The 13,682-nt window shown below is 35.6% G+C and carries 15 protein-coding genes and 1 tRNA gene; 14 read left to right on the top strand and 2 right to left on the bottom strand.

Going from position 1 to position 13,682, the window contains the following annotated elements; all coding sequences use genetic code 11:
* Positions 1–51 precede the first annotated feature (51 nt).
* The gene (locus tag BN358_RS15240) at positions 52–984 is read right to left on the bottom strand and encodes a CorA family divalent cation transporter (protein WP_019229412.1); all 933 of its coding nucleotides are present in this window, start codon (positions 982–984) and stop codon (positions 52–54) included.
* A 211-nt stretch (positions 985–1,195) separates the two neighbouring features.
* Here BN358_RS15240 and BN358_RS22495 point away from each other — a divergent pair, with 211 nt between their 5' ends.
* The 14 genes from BN358_RS22495 (at position 1,196) to BN358_RS15170 (ending at position 13,253) form a co-directional block, all read left to right on the top strand.
* Positions 1,196–1,591: a NusG domain II-containing protein gene (locus tag BN358_RS22495; protein ID WP_019229411.1), complete on the top strand. Its 396-nt coding sequence runs from the start codon at positions 1,196–1,198 to the stop codon at positions 1,589–1,591.
* 14 nt (positions 1,592–1,605) lie between these two features.
* Positions 1,606–2,124, top strand: coding sequence for a Gx transporter family protein (locus tag BN358_RS15230; RefSeq protein ID WP_019229410.1), 519 nt, complete (start codon positions 1,606–1,608; stop codon positions 2,122–2,124).
* A gap of 1 nt (position 2,125) precedes the next feature.
* Positions 2,126–2,368: a DUF4321 domain-containing protein gene (locus BN358_RS15225; protein ID WP_019229409.1), complete on the top strand. Its 243-nt coding sequence runs from the start codon at positions 2,126–2,128 to the stop codon at positions 2,366–2,368.
* 9 nt (positions 2,369–2,377) lie between these two features.
* Entirely contained in the window at positions 2,378–2,956 is a 579-nt protein-coding gene (locus tag BN358_RS15220) for a Maf family protein (RefSeq protein WP_040583782.1), read from the top strand.
* A gap of 26 nt (positions 2,957–2,982) precedes the next feature.
* Positions 2,983–3,672: a DNA repair protein RadC gene (gene radC, locus BN358_RS15215; protein WP_019229407.1), complete on the top strand. Its 690-nt coding sequence runs from the start codon at positions 2,983–2,985 to the stop codon at positions 3,670–3,672.
* Between the two features lie 20 nt (positions 3,673–3,692).
* On the top strand, positions 3,693–4,754 hold the full coding sequence (locus tag BN358_RS15210) for a rod shape-determining protein (RefSeq protein ID WP_019229406.1): 1,062 nt from the start codon (positions 3,693–3,695) through the stop codon (positions 4,752–4,754).
* Between the two features lie 9 nt (positions 4,755–4,763).
* Positions 4,764–5,603 carry a rod shape-determining protein MreC gene (gene mreC / locus BN358_RS15205; protein WP_040583781.1) on the top strand — a complete coding sequence of 280 codons (840 nt, stop codon included), beginning with the start codon at positions 4,764–4,766 and terminating at the stop codon, positions 5,601–5,603.
* Positions 5,604–5,631: 28 nt separating this feature from the next.
* Positions 5,632–6,123, top strand: coding sequence for a rod shape-determining protein MreD (mreD, locus tag BN358_RS15200; RefSeq protein WP_019229404.1), 492 nt, complete (start codon positions 5,632–5,634; stop codon positions 6,121–6,123).
* A gap of 18 nt (positions 6,124–6,141) precedes the next feature.
* Positions 6,142–9,570, top strand: a complete 3,429-nt coding sequence (locus tag BN358_RS15195) for a penicillin-binding transpeptidase domain-containing protein (protein ID WP_019229403.1) — start codon at positions 6,142–6,144, stop codon at positions 9,568–9,570.
* 122 nt (positions 9,571–9,692) lie between these two features.
* Positions 9,693–10,391: an AAA family ATPase gene (locus BN358_RS15190; RefSeq protein WP_019229402.1), complete on the top strand. Its 699-nt coding sequence runs from the start codon at positions 9,693–9,695 to the stop codon at positions 10,389–10,391.
* Positions 10,392–10,470: 79 nt separating this feature from the next.
* Positions 10,471–11,103, top strand: coding sequence for a M23 family metallopeptidase (locus BN358_RS15185; protein WP_019229401.1), 633 nt, complete (start codon positions 10,471–10,473; stop codon positions 11,101–11,103).
* Between the two features lie 12 nt (positions 11,104–11,115).
* Entirely contained in the window at positions 11,116–11,631 is a 516-nt protein-coding gene (locus BN358_RS15180; RefSeq protein ID WP_019229400.1) for a hypothetical protein, read from the top strand.
* Between the two features lie 9 nt (positions 11,632–11,640).
* Entirely contained in the window at positions 11,641–12,177 is a 537-nt protein-coding gene (locus tag BN358_RS15175) for a GNAT family N-acetyltransferase (RefSeq protein ID WP_019229399.1), read from the top strand.
* Between the two features lie 338 nt (positions 12,178–12,515).
* Positions 12,516–13,253: an N-acetylmuramoyl-L-alanine amidase gene (locus BN358_RS15170; protein ID WP_019229397.1), complete on the top strand. Its 738-nt coding sequence runs from the start codon at positions 12,516–12,518 to the stop codon at positions 13,251–13,253.
* Positions 13,254–13,297: 44 nt separating this feature from the next.
* Here BN358_RS15170 and BN358_RS15165 read toward each other — a convergent pair.
* Positions 13,298–13,383: transfer RNA gene (locus BN358_RS15165), tRNA-Leu, on the bottom strand.
* Positions 13,384–13,682: the final 299 nt, after the last annotated feature.

Genomic DNA, 13,682 nt, shown 5'->3' with positions numbered 1-13,682 from the left:
TTTTTTGTGAAATATTTTTGTAGAATTGCTTACATAAAATTATCTTAGTTTTTACATTAATTTCTTTTTCTTGAAAAACCATATACAGATTATAAAAACTGAAATGCTCAGTAATATTACAAATGCATAACCGTATTCCCAGTGGAGCTCCGGCATAGTTGTAAAATTCATTCCGTACCAGCCCACAATGAGCGTAAGCGGGAGAAATATTGCAGTAATTACTGTAAAAAGTTTCATTGTGTTATTTAAATTAAGGTCCAGCTGAGCCTGGTAGGATTCTCTTATTTGTGTTACATAATCCCTTAAATTTCCAACTTTTCTGTTGAGGCGCTCAATCCTGTTGAACAAAATAATAAAGTAAGTTATTGATTTGCTGTCCAGAACATTGTTGCTGTTTTCGGTAATGTCTTCAATAATGTCTAAAAGCGGCTCATAATGTTTCTTTAAAAACAAAAGCTTTTTTTTAAGATTTACAATATCTGAAATATAATCCTTTGTTTTGCCTTCAATTACATCAACCTCCACATCCTGAATTTCTGCTTCAAGGTATGAAAGCATCTGATAGTCTTTTGCTGACATTTTATCAAATAATGTATACAATATTCTGTCCAAGCTTAAAATCATGGACCCTTTTGAGTCTACATCTTTTTTAACGTCATCAATTATGCTTAGATCTGCTTTTGTAACAAGAAGCAGGCATTTTTTTGTCAAGTAGAAATCAAGTTCGTCAAAAGTGTATGTATCTCGTGTTGCATCTATTATGTTAAGGATTCCAAAACTGTAATTCTCATAAATTTCAACTTTCGGAGTATCATCTTTGTGTATGCAGTCGTTTATTGTAGTGTAGTTGAAGCGGAAATAACCGTTTACATCCATCAGTTCATTGGGATTAAGGATAAAAAGAAAAGTGCTTTCTTCATCTTTTTTAAAGTTTTCATAATCTATTTCAGAAAGCTTATCCTGGTTTATTTTGTAAATTACCAAATTATCACCTCAATTTAAGATTTTATTATGGAAAATGAGTTATATTAATTATAATCTTAACAGTTTTATTGTTCACTGTAAATTGATATTTAGTCATTAGTTAAATTTTTGTTCAGGAATACAAAAAAGTTTATAAAATATATATACAATCTTGAAATAACTATTAATTGATGATAAAATGAATAATCTAAAAAATATTAAAGGGCGTAAAATGAAAACTAAAATTAACAGGTACGATATTGCACTGATTGCAGCAATAGTATTAATCAATGTGGTGATACTTTTTTCAGGAGGAAGAAAGGCTGTACATGCTGATGAAAAAATTGCCTACGTCTACTCCCACGAGGAACTTGTGGGGGAATATGTCATGTCTGATGACTATGAAACAGAGTTCACTGTAGGCGACGAAAAATCAGGCTACAATACGGTTCACATAGAAAACGGAGAAGTATGGATACACGATGCTTCCTGTCCCGATAAAATATGTCTTTCACAAGGCAAGATTTCAAGAGACGGTGAAATAATAGTTTGTCTTCCAAATCAGTTTATGATTCAAATTGAAGATAAGTCCGAGGAAGAAAATGACGTTGATTTTATGGCACAATAAGGAAAAGGAAAATTATGAATAAATTACAAAGATACATTTTTTTATCTCTGCTTACTGCAGCTGCTTTAATCTTGAGCATTTTAGAAGGAATGATTCCCTTGCCATACATAGCACCCGGTGCAAAGCTGGGGCTCTCTAACATAGTTACAATGACAGTAATAGTTGTTTTTGGCTTTAAAGATGCAATGCTTGTAGTAATACTCAGATGCATTCTTTTGATGCTCGTGGCAACAAACCCTGTTACATTTATTTACAGTCTGGCAAGCGGAATTATGAGCACAGTAGCAATGAGCCTGGGGCTTAAATACTGCAAAAAATTAAGTTTCATAGGTGTGAGTGTTCTTGGAGCAATGACCCACAACGCAACACAGGTTACTGTTGCTGCCATAATTTTCGGAACGTTCAACCTGTATTATTACATGCCTGTTTTATCTCTTGTAAGCATTTTTACAGGCTGTTTTGTTGGGTATTCTTCAATTTTTGTTTCTGACAATTTAAACAGGACACTATTAAGATTGCGAAGAGAGGTATAACATGAAGAAGGGAAATACCATTTACTTGGTTTTGTTGATTTTAACATCAGTTATCATTGGCACAATTTTGGGTCAAGCCTTTGCAAGTACTTTTCCTATTTTGAATTATGGAGAAGGAATTGGATTCGGTCCGGCAACTTTAGACTTGAACATATTCACTCTAACATTCGGTTTTAGTGCAAATCTAACAGTTGCAGGAATAATTGGATTGTTAATTGCAATAATAGCTTATAGAAAACTTTAAGGATGAATAATGAAAAATATAATATTAGCTTCTAAATCACCGAGAAGGATTGAGATGCTATCAAAATATCTGGAAAACATAATTGTTTTTTCACCTGATACGGATGAATTGGTAAATGACCTGGATCTTCCGGAAACAACAGTCATGAAAATTGCTTTTGAAAAGGCATGGAAAGCCTCTTGCGACTTTGAGATAAAAGGAATCATAATTGCAGCTGACACTGTAGTATTTCTTGATAAGATTATGGGAAAACCAAAAGATTATGAAGAGGCATTTTCAATGCTTAAATCACTGTCTGGAAAAACTCACAGCGTTTATACGGGAATCTGCATCATAGACAGTGAAAATGGAACAAAGGTTGTTGATTATGAAAAGACATTTGTTGAGTTTAACCCTCTTACAGATGACTTTATTAGACGTTATCTAAAAACAGGAGAACATTTAGATAAGGCAGGAGCTTACGGAATTCAGGGCTATGGAGAGCTCATGGTTAAAAAAATTGATGGCTGCTACAACAATGTGAAGGGCCTTCCGCTTACAAAACTGAATACTATTCTTACAAAACATTTTTCTCTTAAGCTGCTTTAATGCAAAATTGCATATTGGAGGATAAAATGGACAATACTAACTACACCATAAAATCAATGCCCAGAGATGAAAGACCTCAGGAAAAATTGCTGAAATATGGAGCTAACTATTTGTCCGACTCAGAACTTATTGCAGTTATCATAAGGACAGGAAACAAAGACGAAAATGCAGTTATGCTCGCCCAAAAAATTTTAAAGGAAGAAGGAAAAGGCTTAAGAAACATTGCCGAATCTACTCAAGAAATTTTGCGGTCATACAAGGGCATAAACGATGTAAAAGCTGCACAGCTTCTTGCTGTGGCTGAAATAAGCAAAAGAATAAGCACTTTAAAAGTTGACAAAATTAAAATATCTTCCCCCGGAGATGCCGCTGTTGTGATGATGGAGGAAATGAGATATTACAAAAAAGAATATTTTAAAATCATATTGCTTGACACTAAAAACAACATAAAAAAAGTGTCACAGATTTCAGTTGGAAGTCTGAACAGCTCCATTGTACACCCTAGAGAGGTGTTTTATGAAGCTGTAGCAAATTCATGCTCTTCAATAATTCTTGTGCACAATCATCCAAGCGGCGAAACAGAACCAAGCCATGAAGATATAGTACTTACAAACAGACTGGATGAATGTGGAAAAATATTGGGAATAAAGGTCTTAGACCACATTATCATAGGGGATGGAGTTTTTTACAGCTTCAAAGAAGAAGGATTAATATAAAATAGCGAAAGGAAACAAATATGGGATTTTTAGATTTTTTTACTCAAAAAATAGGAATAGATTTAGGAACTTCAAACACTTTGGTGTATGTGAGCAACAAGGGAATAACAGTAAATGAACCGTCAGTTGTTGCTATAAACACTGGCTCCAACGAGGTGTGCGCTGTGGGTGAAAATGCCAAGGCAATGCTTGACAGAACTCCAAAGACAATAAATGCAGTAAGACCTCTTCAAAATGGCGTTATAGCTGATTTTGAAATTACAAGTGCAATGATAAAATATTTTATAAACAAGGCTTTGAACAAAAGGAGATTCATTAAAGCAAACATTGTTATTTGCTTGCCGGTGGGAGTTACTTCGATTGAAAGAAAAGCAGTAGAAGATGTAGCATATGATTCTGGTGCAAGAAAGGTTAAGCTAGTGGAAGAGCCAATGGCTGCTGCCATAGGAGCAGGACTTCCTGTTGAACAGGCTGTTGGAAACATGATAATAGACATAGGCGGCGGCACAACGGAAATTGCCATAATTTCCCTGGGAGGAATAGTTGAAAGCGACTCATTAAGAATTGCCGGAGATGACATGGATATGAACATAAAGGAATACATCAAATTGAAATACAAAATGGACATAGGCCTTGTTACATCAGAAAAAATCAAGATGGTTCTTGGAAATGCAAGCAAGGATTATTATGACAAGAAACACAGGGCTAGAAACAAATCTAAAGACAATGAAGAAAATAATTATGAAAGTGCAGATAATTATACCCAGGACATGGATATAAGAGGAAGAGACATTGTTTCAGGACTTCCCCTTCACATAACCGTAACAAGTGATGAAGTGAGAGAAGCCATTATAGAAACAGTAAACAGCATTGTTAATGCCATTAAAAGAGTGCTGGAGAGAACACCTCCTGAACTTTCTTCAGACATTTATGCAAATGGCATTTATTTGACCGGTGGAGGAGCACTTCTCAAAGGGCTTGACATTTATATAGAAAAAGAAACTGGGCTTAAGGTTTATATAGCAGAAAACCCTCTTCAGTCTGTTGCTCTGGGGGCAGGCAAAATTTGTGAGGAAATGTAGCGGTGAGAAATGAATTTTATTAGGAAATATATCAGAAGGATATTGTTTTTAATTACAATATTTGTATTGATTATTATGATTGGTCTGTCTTCCATCGGAAGGGTTGATGACGTGAATTTGGGATTTCTGGGAAGTGTTGTGTCAGGATTGCAAAAACTCACGTTCAATACAGGACAGACATTGACCAGTTCTTTTTATTCTGTTCAGGAAATTGTAAGAATGCGTGAAGAAAACATAATGCTCACGGACACAGTCCACGAACTCAAGGAGCAGGTCAGACTGCTTGAAAACATAGTTAACAAGTCTGAAGCTTTAAAAACAGAATATGAAATGAAGAAAAATCTTTCTTATGACTATACAGTTGGACAAGTAATCGCTTTGGATGATTCAAACTGGTTCAGCAGATTTACTATTGACAAGGGCACCGATGATGGGTTGAAGGTCAATGACATTGTCATAAGCGCTGTTGAAACAGAAAAGGGTGTGGTGCAGATAGGCCTGGTGGGAATAGTTGCAGAAACATCTTCCAATTGGTCAAAAGTAATCACTGTGCTGGACGAAAGCTGCAAAATAAGTTTCAGGGACATTGACAGCGATGAAAGCGGTATTGTTCAAGGCAGCATTGACGGCACCGTAACGGGGTATTTTTTCAACAGCAAGGCTGTAGCAAACAAGGATGAATTTCTTGTAACTTCAGGAATAGGGGAAGTTTATGTTCCTGACATATATATTGGAAATGTTACAGAGGTTGTTCCAACAACAGATGCATCCACTCATAGGATTGTTGTGGAACCTGCTGTGGAATTTACAAAACTGAGCAGAGTTTATATTCTCAAAGTAAACAGATAATGAAAATGCAAGATGAAAGGTAATTAAAATGAAAAAATTCGGCTTAATGGCTGCTATGGTTGCTGTAAGTTTTATTTTCCAAACATCCTTTTTCGGCTTTTTTGATATTTTTGGTACAATTCCAAATGTTTCATTGATATTGGTTGTAATATTTGCAATGATGACAGACGGGATTACGGGAGGAATATTAGGCATCATAACAGGAGTTTTGTACGATGCAATGCTTTATGATGTTTTTGGAGTATACACACTGGTATATTTTTTAATAGGAGCCGTCATAGGAAGCTACAGCGACAGCATGATGAGAGAAAATTATACTGCATATTGTGCTGTAACGGCAGTTTCAACCATTGCAATGCACTTGCTTTTGTACCTTGTTTTGTATTTTTTAAAATACAGCGTGGGAAATGCAGTCTTTATTTTTAAAAGCATCTTTGTTGAAGCTGCGCTTAACACGGTGCTTGTAATTTTTGTATTGAAATTGACAGTCTTCATATTCAGCAAACTGAATATGAAGTAAGGAAAGTAGAGGTGCAAATTGAATTTACAGAAGTTTTTTAAAAACAGATTCAATATTTTATACATGATAATTGTGTTGATGCTTTGTCTCCTTGGATTCAGAATGGCTGTTTTGACCGTTGTTGAAGGTGAAGAATATAGAAAGACTGCTGATATAAAAAAAATCAAGGATATTCCGGTTAAAGCGCCACGAGGCAAGATATATGACAGAAACGGAAGTGTACTGGCTGACAATGTATCGAGCTTTACGGTGCAAATGTATACTGATGAGATAGATAGCAAAAACTTCATTGAAGTTGCACAAATATTGTCTTCAATTCTTGATAAAAACGGCGAAAAGCCAATAGATGAATTTCCTATTGAACTGGACACCTTTGAGTATATTGACGAAAACCTTGAAAGAATGCAAATTGTTTCATCTAATTCTGAAAATCAGGATTTTGAAGATGAAAGTTTTCAAGCTGTTACATATACAACGGCTGAAGAAAGGGCAATAAAATCAGTTTCAGAAAATCTGAAAGACTGGCTTAATTTCAGCATCAATATTTATGGTGAAGATTTCAGTCCAAAGTCAGCTGTCTTAAATGTTGTTTTAAAGGACATCGATGCTCCTGTTAAGCTTGTTGACGGTAATTTTGTTTTCGACGAAACAATTTTAAATCCTGAATTGAGTACTATAGAAAATGTGGAACCGCCTCAAGTACAGGAACCCGTTAAGAATCAGGAAACACCAGAACAAAATCAAACGCAAATCGCAGATCCTTTAAAGGTGTGGAAGACTGAACAGGGCATGAATGAAAATCTTACTGCTGATGAAGTTGTAAAGGAACTGCTACTTAAAAACAGCAAGTATTTAAACACATTGTTTTCTAATTCCAAAATCAGACGTCTTTCCTATGAATTTCTCAAAGAGAGAAACCTTGCAGCAAACATTAATCTTGTGGATTATTCCTTTGTACAGGATGAGGATTTCAAGAATATAAAAAGAAACCTCAATTTAAACCATGAAGAAATAACAATGGATACAACTGCAAAGGATGACTTTGTGCTCATGACCATGAAGTACTCCATAGACAACCTTCTACAGGCTGTTTATCAGTCAGGTAGTGAAAAAGTTATACCGGGGTCAATTCTTATTGAAAGGCTTAAGGAAATATATCAGGATTTGCCTGTTCAAGCAGTAGAAAATGAAGGGTTTGTATCATTTGAATTCACTGATGAAGAACAGAAGAACAAATACCTTAATCAGCAGCATCTTGATACATCAACAACAGCTTATGATTTCATCAAGGAGACTGCATTTAAAAATTATGATGTTCTCTATAATTTAATCACTGATGAAGCGGTGAAATATTACGCTCAGGTGGAACTGTTAAAATATGAAAATCCGTACATTTCCATTGCTGAATGGGAATATACGCCTTTCAGGGACAAAAGAAACTGGATCAATAAAAATGTGAAGATTGAAGACGACACAGATGATGTTAAAAATTATTCTGCTGAGGAAGTCTTTGCGATGCTTCGTGAATCCCTTAAAATAAGCAGTGATATAAATGATTACGAAATGCGAAACATTCTGGTCATAAGGGAGCGTTACAACAAAACAAGCTATCTTTCTTACCATCCTGTAGATATATGCTACAGCATTTCTGAGAAGACTGTGGCTATGATTTCTGAAAGATCTCATGAACTTAATGGTATTAATGTTGAAATAGAACCTTTAAGATATTATCCGGGGTATGATACTGCAGCCCATGTGCTTGGATATCTGGGTAAAATCGCACAGGATTATGAAGTTCAGGACTATGTGGTTAACAAAGGCTACAGCACTGACGATATAATAGGAAAAACCGGTCTTGAAGAAAAGTTTGAAGATTATTTAAGAGGAGAAAAGGGTAAGAAGACAGTTGAAGTAAATAATGTGGGAAAAACTATAAGATCAGTGTCCAGCCAGGCTCCTGTTCCCGGTGATGATTTGTTTCTTACAATCGATTCAAGATTGCAAAAAAGTGCAGAAGAATCACTTAAGAAGGGACTTGAACAAATTCAGGTTGGAGGGGTTTTTGAAAGCGAATGGGGAAACTTTACATTTAAAGATAAGTATAAAAATGCTCAATCAGGTGCATTGGTTGTTCTTGACGTGAAGACAGGAGAAGTTTTGGCTTTAGCCAATTATCCTTCCTACGACCTTAACATGTTTTCAACTGGAATTTCAAGTGAAGACTGGAACAGCCTCATGAATGACTCAAAGAATCCGCTGGCCCCAAGGCCTCTTTACAACATTGCAATGCTCACTGCCATTCAACCCGGTTCTACATTTAAAATGGTAACTTCTCTTGCAGCACTGGAAAAAGGTGTTGACCCCAACACTACGGTGTACTGCGCAGGAACAATGGAAGTGGGCGACAGGCATTTCAGCTGCTGGATATACAACTTGTATGGAGGAGCACACGGTTCACAGACAATGTATGAAGCAATAATGAATTCATGCAACTTTTATTATTACACAACAGTGCTTGGAGAAAACCTGGCAACAGGCCAGGGCCACACTGTGAAGGTAGATGCCGAAGACATTATAGAAATGGCTGATAAGCTTGGCCTTGATGATAAAACTGGAATTGAAATTGACATTCCTCAGGAAGCTTCAGGTGGAGCTCCCAGCATTGAAGGTAAGAAACTCAATATAAGAGTATATTTAAGAATTTTCCTCGAGGCAAACATTGAAAAATATCTGCAAGACGGATTTTCAATTGATGCTGGTATGAAAAATGAAATAGTTGAAGAAATAGTGAGTTGGATTGATAGGGATGAGCCCATGACAAGGGGTGAAGTATATGACGGATTGGTAAAACTTAAGCTTAATCCTGATAAAACTAATGACTACAATGTTCCTTTGGTTGACATTCTCAAGTATTCATATATCAATCAGGCTGTATGGAATGTTGGAGACAACTTAAACATAAGCATTGGCCAGGGTAACAATTCTTATACAACATTACAGATGGCTAATTATGTGGCCACAATTGCAAACGGAGGCTACAGGAGAAATGTAAGCCTCATAAAGGAAATAAAAACTTACGATGGAAAAAATTCAGATTATGTTCCTTTAAGAGAATCTGAAAGAATAGAACTTTCTGACTACAGTCACCTGGATGTGTTGAAGGAAGGAATGAGAATGGTTTCCGAAAATGACAGTGCAAAGCCTTACAAAAATTTCCCTGTTCAGGTAGGAAGCAAGACAGGAACTGCTCAGAAGGAAGGAACAAATCCTGACACTGGCGAACCATATGCTGATTTTGCATGGTACGTTGCTTTTGCACCATATGATGACCCGCAGATAGCAGTTGCCTGCGTGTTGTTTGAAGGAGGTTCGGGACGTTATCCTACTCCCATAGTAAGAGAAGTAATTGGTGAATACCTTAAAATAACAAATCAAGCAAATCAATAAAACAATTAAGAATTAAGAGTTAAGAATTAAGAATTAAATGAGGGATTTGCCTTGGGGCAAATCCTTACCTCAATTATTCATTCTTCATTCTTAATTCTTCATTAAAAAGAAGGGGTGACAGAATGGGCAGAGTTGTTTTAGTCGGTTCGCAGAAAAGCGAAATTGGAAGCACTGTATTGAGTATAAAAATGGGAATTGAATTGTCTCAAGACAAAAAAAAGGTTCTTCTTGCAGATTTGTCAGGTGGCAAGAAAAAAATGTCCGAATATCTAAAGGTTAACGAAGATATTATCTATGACATAAAGGATGTGCTTGACGACACATGTTCACTGGAGCAGTCTGTTATAGAAGTTGTTGAAAATTTAAATCTTGCACCGTACCCAAGAATTCATGGGAAGTTGGACGATATTAAAAAGGAAAAATTATCAAAAATTATAAATGCAGCAAAATCATCTTATGATTATGTAATTGTAGACATAGGAAAATTCTCTTCAAGCTTCATTGATTTTGACATTGCTGATATGGCAGTGGACATAAACAACAACGACTTTTCTTGCGTCAAAGAAATTAATAATGACAAGATTATTGCAGAAATGTCAGGACTAAAAGAATTTACAGCTGTAATAAACAGGTTCAACAAAAAAAATGCAGTACACGGAACAATGATGAAAATAAAAGACATACAAAAAATGACAATGATAACCCCCATAGTAATAGAAGAAAACACAAAATTCCTTGATATGGACAGCTACTTCCTCTTTGGTACAGAAGATAACTCATTTCAAAGAGCTGCAAAAAATATAGTGTCTCAAATAAAATAACTTTTGCTTATGCAAAAGTTTTTTATTTTGTAATAAAGCTTGTAACATTTTAATAATATGTAGTGAAGGGGTGGGTGAAATGAATAAAATAACAAGAAAAAGAATCAACATTAAAAGGAAAGAAAGCATAAACAAAAAATTGGCACTTCAGGTAATTTTCAGCATTGTTTTGGTGGCGGCGGTCATAGTTACGAAAAATATCGATTCAGAAGTTTCCAGGAAGTTTATTGATGCAGCTGACCAAAAAATAACCCAAAGTTTAAATTTGAAGGAAGTTAAAAGCACCATCGGGGAAGCTGCTCTCGGCATAAAAAATCGTCTGCCTTTTATTAACGGCAAAGATTCTGACTTTGCAGCTCCTGTAAACGGCAAAATTTATAAAGATTACGGTATTAACAAAGGCACAGAGGCTAACTATTACAATCATGGATTGGACATAATTTCCAACACTCAATCTGTTAAGTCCATATCAAGCGGAACGGTTGTTCAGCTGGGGAACAACGAAAAGCTGTCAGATTACGTTGTTGTTGAAAGCAAGGGTAAGACAATTATATACGGACAAATAAAGGAAGCATTTGTAGCTGAAGGAGAGCATGTTGCTGCAGGAGACGTAATAGCTGCTTTAAATGAAGAAAGCATGATGCTTCATCTTGAAGTGTGGGAGGACGGAGAATCAGTGAACCCTGCTAAGCTATTTGATATCATTGACTAGCCCTAAGGGGAAATGTTTATTATTATAGCATTGACAGCTCATGAGGCGGCCCATTTGTTTTGTGCAGTCTTGCTGAACATAAAATTTGACAAGGTGAAAATAACGCTGTTCGGATTCACTTTTAATGCAGATTTGGAAAGTTCAAGTTTTTTAAAAAAGTTGATTTTATTCCTGTCAGGACCAGTGTGCAATGCATGCCTCTATTTAGGATTTCGCAATACTAACTACAGCGATTTTGCAAATATTAACTTATTTCTGGCATGCATTAACATGATCCCAATTGTACCTCTGGACGGCGGAAATGTATGCAAATGTTTTTTTGAATTGTTTCTGGACATGAAGACACTTTGCAGATATATGATTATGACAAACACATTTTTTATTGTATGTTTTCTTTCCATAATTTACACTTACAAAAACTACATTTATTTTTTATTGATTGTGATGGCTCTTAAAGGTATAATTGAAGAAAACAGGAACATGCTGGAAAAAAGCATACGATTAAACTACAGAAATATGAAATATTAGGAGCCAAAAATGATTTCTAAAAACATTGAATTGAGAAAAAGTACCTTTGATGACTGCATAAATTTTTTTCACTGGGAAGAACAAGATTACATCAAGGAATTTCTGACCATAAATGAAGAACGTTCTTATGAGGATGTTGTACGCGAATTCATCACAAGAGAAAGTGATCCTTCAAAAGAGCAGTATACTATTGTTCATAATGTTACAGGCAATGCAATTGGGAGAGTATATTTGTCCAATATTTCATATTCTTCAAATTCCTTGGACATTACAAGGATTTACATAGGAGAAAAAAGTTGCCTTAAAAAGGGTTTCGGAAGGGAAGTCATGATGATGCTTCTTGATTACTGCTTCAATTCTCTTAACATGGAGAGAGTGACACTTGACCATTACCCAGGCAACAAGGCCTCTTGTCTTTACCTTAATCTTGGTTTTAAATATGAAGGAATAATGAGAAATGCAGCAAAAAAAGACAATAAATATTATGACTTACACCTTATGTCCATATTAAAGGAAGAATATAATCAAATTATTCAAAAAATATAAAAAAATATTTGAATTAATTGAAATATCGGTTATAATATAATTACATTTGTAAATGAGAATTTATAAATGCCTCTTAAATTTTTTGCCTCAAGCCGTGGTTATCCACGGCTTGCCCTTTTTTTGTCATCTTACCTTAGCAATAGACACCATTGCCACAAGAAAGCAAAATATGAATATTAAAGCTACAATATTTTCCCTAATATAATTGATTGTTTTTCGAATCATACAACTCCCCCCATACATTATATGATGATTAATTAATAAATTACATAACTAAAGCTTTAACAGTATGGAAAAATCAGCATAAAATGAAATATACAAAGAAATGGAGGGTTATTATGCCTAGAATATATTTAAGTCCATCTACACAGGAATTCAATCCGTATATTACAAGCGGAAACGAGGAATATTGGATGAATTTAATTGCAGATGCCATGATTCCTTATCTTCAACAATACGGCATAGATTACAGCAGAAACAGGCCTGATATGACAGCTGGTTCATCCATAAGAGAATCAAATGCAGGAAACTATGATTTTCATGTGGCAATACATTCAAATGCTTCTGGTGCAGGCCAGGCAGGAAATCAAAGAGGAACGGTAATATTTTATTATCCTTCAAGTGCAAACGGCTTAAGGATGGCAGAACTCATAAGTCAGCAGTTCAAGGAAATATATCCAAATCCTGAACGGGTGAGAATTACACCCACCACAAGTCTCGGAGAAGTGTCAAGAACAAGCGCGCCGTCAGTTCTCATTGAAGTTGCATTCCATGACAATGTTGAAGATGCCAACTGGATATCAAACAACATCGATCCTATAGCAAGAGCAATTGCAGATGCAATTAACCAATACTTTACTTCCTCCGCTGGTGCAGCAACCGGCCAAACTGGAAGAGTTAATCTCACTAGCGGTTATTTGAACATAAGAAGCGGCCCGTCACTGAATTCTCCTGTAACAGGAATGGCACCTAACGGTGCAACCTTAAGAATACTCGGCAGGTCAGGAGATTGGTACAACATTGAATATAACGGTCAAAACGGTTTTGTGAGCTCAAATTATGTGGTTTTGCAGTAAAATAAAAAAACAAGAGAAATTTCTCTTGTTTTTATTTTTCATTATGGTGCGGTCGGGGGGATTTGAACCCCCACGAATATACATTCGCTAGCCCCTCAAGCTAGTGCGTCTGCCGTTCCGCCACGACCGCATTGCTTTATTATTATAGCGGATGTTTTGCAGTTTGTAAAGAGGAATTTTAAAAAAATATTCATGGCATTTTATGGAATATATTTTGAATGGTAAGGCCCTTTAAAGTTAATGTAAGTTTAAATTTTCTTGTAATATGTTAATTTTTAGATTATAATTATAATAATAATTATTGTGAGGTGCACCATGTATGGAGCTGTTTTAAATTCCTTTACCTATGAAAATTCAGGTGGAAACGGAGCAGGAGTCATAATTCTAGAGCATGAAATCCCGGACAGTGAAAAGCAAAAAATAGCAGGA

The organism is Sedimentibacter sp. B4, assembly GCF_000309315.1.
In the GTDB taxonomy this organism is placed as follows: Bacteria; Bacillota; Clostridia; order Tissierellales; family Sedimentibacteraceae; genus Sedimentibacter; species Sedimentibacter saalensis.
This window is presented reverse-complemented; position numbering and strand designations above follow the sequence as displayed.

What these genes read in the sequence shown, in the direction of transcription:
- BN358_RS15180 (WP_019229400.1), top strand. Translation starts at nt 11,116, where the DNA reads ATGTTTATTATTATAGCATTGACAGCTCATGAGGCGGCCCATTTGTTT.
- BN358_RS15225 (WP_019229409.1), top strand. Translation starts at nt 2,126, where the DNA reads ATGAAGAAGGGAAATACCATTTACTTGGTTTTGTTGATTTTAACATCA.
- BN358_RS22495 (WP_019229411.1), top strand. Translation starts at nt 1,196, where the DNA reads ATGAAAACTAAAATTAACAGGTACGATATTGCACTGATTGCAGCAATA.
- mreC (WP_040583781.1), top strand. Translation starts at nt 4,764, where the DNA reads ATGAATTTTATTAGGAAATATATCAGAAGGATATTGTTTTTAATTACA.
- BN358_RS15220 (WP_040583782.1), top strand. Translation starts at nt 2,378, where the DNA reads ATGAAAAATATAATATTAGCTTCTAAATCACCGAGAAGGATTGAGATG.
- BN358_RS15210 (WP_019229406.1), top strand. Translation starts at nt 3,693, where the DNA reads ATGGGATTTTTAGATTTTTTTACTCAAAAAATAGGAATAGATTTAGGA.
- BN358_RS15230 (WP_019229410.1), top strand. Translation starts at nt 1,606, where the DNA reads ATGAATAAATTACAAAGATACATTTTTTTATCTCTGCTTACTGCAGCT.
- BN358_RS15185 (WP_019229401.1), top strand. Translation starts at nt 10,471, where the DNA reads ATGAATAAAATAACAAGAAAAAGAATCAACATTAAAAGGAAAGAAAGC.
- BN358_RS15170 (WP_019229397.1), top strand. Translation starts at nt 12,516, where the DNA reads ATGCCTAGAATATATTTAAGTCCATCTACACAGGAATTCAATCCGTAT.
- BN358_RS15175 (WP_019229399.1), top strand. Translation starts at nt 11,641, where the DNA reads ATGATTTCTAAAAACATTGAATTGAGAAAAAGTACCTTTGATGACTGC.
- mreD (WP_019229404.1), top strand. Translation starts at nt 5,632, where the DNA reads ATGAAAAAATTCGGCTTAATGGCTGCTATGGTTGCTGTAAGTTTTATT.
- radC (WP_019229407.1), top strand. Translation starts at nt 2,983, where the DNA reads ATGGACAATACTAACTACACCATAAAATCAATGCCCAGAGATGAAAGA.
- BN358_RS15190 (WP_019229402.1), top strand. Translation starts at nt 9,693, where the DNA reads ATGGGCAGAGTTGTTTTAGTCGGTTCGCAGAAAAGCGAAATTGGAAGC.